The 7,003-nt window shown below is 58.5% G+C and carries 5 protein-coding genes and 1 pseudogene; 4 read left to right on the forward strand and 2 right to left on the reverse strand.

Going from position 1 to position 7,003, the window contains the following annotated elements:
* Nucleotides 1-179 precede the first annotated feature (179 nt).
* Entirely contained in the window at nt 180-2,291 is a 2,112-nt protein-coding gene (locus EZI54_RS19430; protein ID WP_131483547.1) for a RecQ family ATP-dependent DNA helicase, read from the forward strand.
* Nucleotides 2,288-3,544 (forward strand): DNA-processing protein DprA, encoded by a 1,257-nt coding sequence (locus tag EZI54_RS19435; protein ID WP_131483548.1) that lies wholly within the window; start codon nt 2,288-2,290, stop codon nt 3,542-3,544. Before EZI54_RS19430 ends, EZI54_RS19435 begins: the two co-directional genes overlap by 4 nt.
* Before the next feature lie 70 nt (nt 3,545-3,614).
* On the opposite strand, the gene EZI54_RS19440 is transcribed toward EZI54_RS19435, so the two are convergent.
* A complete protein-coding gene (locus EZI54_RS19440; RefSeq protein ID WP_131483549.1) occupies nt 3,615-4,601 on the reverse strand; it encodes a GlxA family transcriptional regulator in 987 nt (328 codons plus the stop codon).
* 153 nt (nt 4,602-4,754) lie between these two features.
* On the opposite strand from EZI54_RS19440, the gene EZI54_RS19445 reads away from it, so the two are divergent.
* Complete coding sequence (locus tag EZI54_RS19445) at nt 4,755-5,864, forward strand: S-(hydroxymethyl)glutathione dehydrogenase/class III alcohol dehydrogenase (protein WP_131483550.1); 1,110 nt, start codon at nt 4,755-4,757, stop codon at nt 5,862-5,864.
* 161 nt (nt 5,865-6,025) lie between these two features.
* On the forward strand, nt 6,026-6,880 hold the full coding sequence (locus EZI54_RS19450) for an endo alpha-1,4 polygalactosaminidase (protein WP_131483551.1): 855 nt from the start codon (nt 6,026-6,028) through the stop codon (nt 6,878-6,880).
* 6 nt (nt 6,881-6,886) lie between these two features.
* Here the strand turns inward: EZI54_RS19450 and EZI54_RS25480 are convergent.
* A pseudogene (locus tag EZI54_RS25480) lies at nt 6,887-7,003 on the reverse strand (IS630 family transposase); the annotation flags it as partial.

Below are 7,003 nucleotides of genomic sequence, written 5' to 3' on the forward strand. Positions count from 1 at the left end.
GACGTACCGCGCCCCGAGCAGAAGCTTATGAGCGAGTTTGAAGACCAGACCAGCGCTGTTTTCATCAACAAATAGATAAACTCAAAGAACACAACCAGAAGCTCGCTCAAGCCATAGACCTTCTCCTTCCCAAGCTCATGAGCGGAGAGCTCACCGTATAACCCCATCAAGGACCGATGATGAACACCCAGACTGATAAAGCCAGCGCCGAACAACTGCTACAAACCGCCCTCGCCAACCCCAACGCAGCTTTCCGTGAGGGCCAGTGGGAAGCTATCGAGGCCCTTGTCAATCACCGGCAGAAACTGTTGGTGGTCCAGCGCACCGGCTGGGGCAAAAGTTCGGTGTATTTTATAAGTACCAAAATCTTCCGGGACCGGGGGCTGGGGCCAACCATCATTGTCTCGCCCCTGCTGGCCCTGATGCGCAACCAGATCGAATCGGCCCGAAACCTTGGCATTGCGGCCGAGACCATGAACTCAACGAACAGTGATGACTGGCATGTCGTTACCCAGCGGATGCTGAATAACGAAATCGACTGCCTGCTGATCTCCCCGGAACGTCTGGCCAATGACCGGTTTATTGAGACGGTGCTCCAGCCCATAGCAGACCGAATTGCCCTGATGGTGATTGATGAGGCTCACTGCATTTCTGACTGGGGCCACGATTTCCGCCCGGATTACCGGCGCATCGTGAGCATCCTCCAACAACTTCCCCCTCACACCCCCGTGCTGGGCACTACCGCAACCGCCAATAATCGGGTGGTCGCGGACATTCAGACCCAGTTGGGCGATATCAAGATTCACAGGGGGCCGCTAACCCGGACAAGCCTGGCTCTGCAAACTCTGGTTCTGCCCGACCAAGCGTCGCGCCTGGCATGGCTGGCTCAGGTGATCCCCGCGCTGGATGGAACGGGCATCGTTTATACGCTCACGGTGCGGGATGCCGAGCAGGTGGCCCGCTGGTTACGCGAACAGGGCATCGATGCAAAAGCCTATCATGGCAGTATTGACGCAGAAGATTTCGAGAACAGTAACCAGTATCGCCAGCATCTGGAAACACAATTGCTGAATAACAATTTCAAGGTACTGGTTGCCACAACTGCGCTGGGGATGGGTTATGACAAACCCGATCTCAGCTTTGTGGTTCACTATCAGGCTCCGGGCTCTATTGTGGCTTACTACCAGCAGGTGGGACGTGCCGGCCGAGGCATCGATCACGCCGTTGGCATACTGATGTCCGGTACCGAGGATGGCGATATTCACGAGTTCTTCCGGGGTTCAGCCTTCCCCTCCCAGGCGCATGTCGATGAAATACTACAGCTAATGGCGCAAAGCGACGGACTATCGATTCGCAGTATCGAGGAGCAAACCAACCTGCGCCACGGACAGATCGAAAAAGTGCTCAAGTTGCTGAGCGTCGAAAACCCGGCACCGGTGGTCAAAATTGGCAGCCAATGGCGCAGAACCGCAGTCCCCTTTACCATGGACCAGGCCCGGATTGACCACTTGACCCATCAACGGGAACAGGAATGGGCCGAGGTACAGGCCTACCTGAACGAAACCGGCTGCAAGATGGCCTATCTACGACAGGCACTGGATGACAACGACACCACGTCTTGCGGAAAGTGCGACTCCTGCCTGGGGCAGCCAGTGACCAACCAGGCGATTGACCCGGCTCTCACACATCAGGCGGCGGCCTTCCTGAAACACGCTGAAATAGTGATTCCACCCAAAGCCCAAGTCGCCGCCAACGCCTTTATGGAATACGGATTCAGAGGTAACCTGCCTCTGGAGCTCCGAGCACAGGAAGGCCGTGTACTGTGCCGCTGGGGGGATGCTGGCTGGGGTCGCATCGTTGCGCACCAGAAACACACCGGGCAATTCAGCGATGAGCTGATGGAAGCCCTGGCAGAGATGATCCTCCAACGCTGGCAGCCCAACCCCACGCCGGAATGGATTTGCTGCGTGCCCTCACGCAACCACCCTGAAGTGGTGCCGAATTTCGCTCGCCGTCTGGCAGCAAGACTGAACTTGCCGTTCGTGGATGCAGTGGCCAAGATCAAGGATAACCAACCCCAAAAGGGGCAACAGAATCGTTTTCATCAGTGCCGGAACCTGGATGGTGTCTTTGAGATCGCCGAAGGCATACCAGACACACCGGTACTTCTCGTAGACGATATCGTTGATTCCGGCTGGACGCTCACAGTCATCTCAGCTTTGCTACAACAAGCAGGCAGCGGTGTTGTCTACCCGGCTGCACTGGCCTCTTCTTCGGTAAAAGACTCATGAATTTATCCCATACCGCACAAGCCACCTTATTGCTGACCAGCTACTTTTCTAAAGCTTCGTCGGAACCGGCTCAGCCTTTGACCAACAAGGAGTGGGGCCGGTTTGCGCTGTGGCTAAGGCATCAGAACAGCACCCCCGCGGATTTGCTGAAGGCCGACCCGCTGGCCCTGTTGAAATGCTGGCATGATGCCAAAATCACGCAGGACCGGATTGTCAGCCTGCTGAACCGTGGGCACAGCCTCGCCCTGGCGGTCGAGAAGTGGCAGCGGGCCGGCCTTTGGGTGGTTACCCGCTCAGACAGAGAATACCCCGCACGGCTAAAAAAAAACCTGAAAGCCGACTCGCCGCCGGTGCTATTCGGTTGTGGTAACAAGGCGCTTCTCAACAGTGGCGGCCTTGCGGTTATTGGCTCCCGCAACGCCAATGAAATCGATCTACAGTTCACCCGGCAGGTTGGTGTCAAGGCGGCTTCTGAAGATATAGCCATCGTTTCGGGCGGTGCCCGCGGCGTGGATGAAACCGCCATGCTTGGAGCCATCGACCAAGGCGGCCCGGTGATCGGCGTCATGGCGGACAGCTTGCTGAAAGCAGCCACCAGCGCCAAATGGCGCAAAGGCTTGATGGAGGGCAATCTTGTTCTGGTATCCCCGTTCTATCCGGAGGCTGGCTTCAGCGCCGGCAACGCAATGGCGCGAAACAAATACATCTATTGCCTGGCAGACAGTTCACTAGTAATCCATTCGGGCAAAAAAGGCGGCACTCTCAATGGCGCTAGGGAAAATCTGAAACACAGTTGGGTGCCGCTCTGGGTAAAGCCGACTGATGACCCTGCTGCCGCCAATGCGGATCTGGTAAATCATGGCGGTCATTGGTGTGGAAACAATCCGGACACGATTTCCGTCAGAAACCTTCTGGAGAGCAACAACTTCAATGGGCAGCCAATCAATGAAAGCAATGACCTGTTTGCTGGCCAGCAACAACCACCCTTGTTTGCCGCCAAAAAAGAGCCTGCAGATATCTCCGCTGAAAAAGAAGAAGGATCTGTAAGCGGGGAGCCCGCAGACTTCTACCTGCTGTTCTTGAAGGAGCTGGGCCGCATGGCCGAAGAACCGTTTTCGCCGGAAACTCTCACGGAAAGCATGGGGCTGCACAAAACCCAGGTCAACGAGTGGCTGAAGCGTGCCATTGATGAGGGTCAGGTCAGGAAACTGAATCGCCCGGTACGCTATCAATTCCTCAAGGCCGATTCGTAAGGGATGCCGTTGTTGTGGCACAGTTTCCCGGAACATCGAGGCTCTCAAACTCTGCACTGCGGAGCTGGTATCAATTAGGGCTGGAAAACCGAGCCCGGTAATCCGTGGGCAGGATCGACAGGTACTTGCGGAAAGTGCGCCGGAGCTGCTCGTCCGACGAAAATCCGCAACGAAAGGCGATGCTTTTCAGGGGCAATTCCGTGTCCTGCAGCAGGCGACGGGCCTTGTCCAGACGCGAGCGCTCGACAAACTCCATCGGACTCATCCCCGTCTCTTTCTGGAACAGGCGCGTTAAATGGCGCAGGCTCATGGCGGCTTCCTCCGCCAGTTCGTTGGACGTGAACGGCGTTTCCAGGTGATCCATGATCCAGGCCTGGATGCGCCGCACGGCGGAGGACTGGGACATCTGACTGGCCAGGTCCGCACTGAACTGCGACTGCCCGCCCGGCCGCTTGAGGAAGATCACCAGATCCCGCGCCACTTCCAGCGCCAGCTTGTGACCGCAGTCGCGCTCGACAAACGCCAGCGACAGGTCGATCGCCGCGCTCACGCCGGCCGACGTCCACAGGTTGTCCTGTTGGATAAAAATCGCATCCACGTCCACTTCGATCGCCGGAAAGCGCTGCTCCAGCCGCTTCGACATGCGCCAGTGGGTCGTCGCCCGCCGGCCATCCAACAGGCCGGCCTCCGCCAGGAAGAAGGTGCCCGTGCACAGCGCCGCGAACCGGTTGATCCGCGGCGCGCTGCTTTTCACCCAGTCGATCACCCCCTGGGCGTTGGCCATGGACCCTTCGATGTCGTGGGCGCCGGCCACCAGGGCGGTGTCCGGCAGGTCGTCGGGGTCGAGTCGCTGGGCGGCTTCCAGCGTCATCACCGTATCGGATTCCACCGGCCCGGCCATCGCGGCGGCCACGCGGACATCATAAAACGCGGGCATTCCCTGACTTTCCAGGTGCTTGTTAGCATAGGTGAACACCGTCAGCGGGCCGATCGCCTCCAGTGATTTGAACCCCGGATAGATGACCAGATCGACGCGGTGTCTCTGGCGTTCAGACATGCAATACCTCTTCACTGAATGGCGGATGGCGCGCCGTGTCCAAATTTACAGGCGATGTGTCCCTGAACCGGGGCAATTCGACGGGCGGACGGCGGCAGTGTGCATTATCCTAATCGAATTGCATCGCACATCGAAATTGAGGAGAACCAACAGATGAAATCCCGCGCGGCCGTTGCCTTTGGCCCCAACCAGCCCCTGGAAATCGTTGAAGTGGATGTGGAACCACCCAAGGCGGGCGAGGTGCTGGTGCGCATCGTCGCGACTGGCGTGTGCCACACCGACGCCTACACCCTGTCCGGCGCCGATCCGGAAGGCCTGTTCCCGACCATCCTCGGCCACGAGGGCGGCGGTATCGTTGAAGCCGTTGGCGAGGGCGTGACCTCCGTCGAAGTGGGCGATCACGTGATCCCCCTGTACACCGCCGAGTGCGGCGAGTGTAAGTTCTGCAAATCCGGCAAGACCAACCTGTGCGGCTCGGTCCGGGCCACCCAGGGCAAGGGCGTGATGCCGGACGGCACCAGCCGCTTCAGCTACAAGGGCGAGCCGCTGTACCACTACATGGGCACCTCTACTTTCTCCGAGTACACCGTGCTGCCGGAAGTGTCGCTGGCGAAGATTCCCAAGGAAGCGCCGCTGGACAAGGTCTGCCTGCTGGGTTGCGGCGTCACCACCGGTATCGGTGCCGTGCTGAACACCGCCAAGGTTGAGGAAGGTGCGACCGTCGCCATCTTTGGTCTGGGCGGCATCGGCCTGGCCGCGATCATTGGCGCCAAGATGGCCAAGGCCGGTCGTATCATCGCCATCGACATCAACCCGGCCAAGTTCAAGATCGCCGAAGAGCTGGGCGCTACCGACTTCGTCAATCCGAACGACTACGACAAGCCGATCCAGGAAGTCATCGTCGAGATGACCGACGGCGGCGTCGACTACTCATTCGAGTGCGTCGGCAACGTGAAGCTGATGCGCGCCGCCCTGGAGTGCTGCCATAAGGGCTGGGGCGAATCCATCATCATCGGCGTCGCCGGCGCCGGTGAGGAAATCAGCACCCGTCCGTTCCAGCTGGTCACCGGCCGGGTCTGGAAAGGCTCAGCCTTCGGTGGCGTGAAGGGCCGGACAGAGCTGCCAAGCTACGTGGAGAAAGCCGAGAAAGGCGAGATCCCGCTGGACACCTTCATCACCCACAACCTCAAGCTCGAAGACATCAACGAAGCGTTCGAGCTGATGCATGAAGGTAAGAGCATCCGGACGGTGATTCACTACTGATCACCCGCTCACCGGACCCCGTCGACCCGGGGTCCGGCTTTCCTCACCCCTTCCAGACACCACCCCACTCTGATTTTTATTGGGTATCCCAACAGGAATGGGCAACCTCCGCCCCACCCGAAGCCCTATAATGGAACCGTGATTCGAACAGGGATGGTTCCATGAAAGCATTGGGAACACTGTTGTTCCTGCCGCTCCTTCTCTCAGGCTGCGGCGGCTCCTCGTCAACCGGCACATCCGATAGCGCATCACCCGGCCAAGCAGCCGATCCCGCCCCGATTACCGCCGGCGCCTGGTATCAACCGGTTCCCCTGGTGACCTGGCAGTGGCAACTCCAGGGTACGGTGGACACCGGCTACGATGTGGAAATCTACGACATCGACCTGTTCGACTCCGATGTCTCGCTTATCCAGTCCATCCAGGCCTCGGGTAGGAAAGTCATCTGCTATTTCTCGGCCGGGTCCTATGAAAACTGGCGCGACGATGCCGGAGACTTCGAGGCCGCGGATCTGGGCAACACGCTGGATGGCTGGGCCGGTGAACGCTGGCTGGATATCCGCAACCCGAACGTGCGGGGCATCATGGAGGCACGGCTGGATCTCGCCGTCAGCAAGGGCTGCGACGGCGTCGAGCCAGACAACATGGACGGCTACACCAACGATCCCGGTTTCGGCTTCACCGCCGCAGACCAGCTCACCTACAACCGCTGGCTCGCCAACCAGACCCACCAAAGAACACTGGCCGTGGGTCTAAAGAACGATCTGAACCAAATCGACTCGCTGGTAAGCTATTTTGATTTCGCGGTGAACGAGCAGTGCTTCCAGTACGACGAGTGCGACAGGCTGCAGCCCTTTATCGATGCCAGCAAGCCGGTGCTCAACGCGGAATACCTCGATGCCTATGCGAATGACGCATCGCAACGAGCAGCACTGTGCACGGACAGCATTAACCGACAGTTCAGCACCCTCGTGCTGCCATTGGCACTGGATGACAGTTTTCGCTATAGCTGCAACTAGTGTACTTTAACAAAAGTTCGTCTTATTATTGATTTTGTCGGACAGCCGAGCGATTGACGCAATGATTTGATTGGCTGTTTTACGCCAGACAAACGGCTTGGGATCGTCGTTGTAGGTCGCAAG

The sequence above is a fragment of the Marinobacter halodurans genome (assembly GCF_004327985.1).
GTDB lineage: Bacteria > Pseudomonadota > Gammaproteobacteria > Pseudomonadales > Oleiphilaceae > Marinobacter_A > Marinobacter_A halodurans.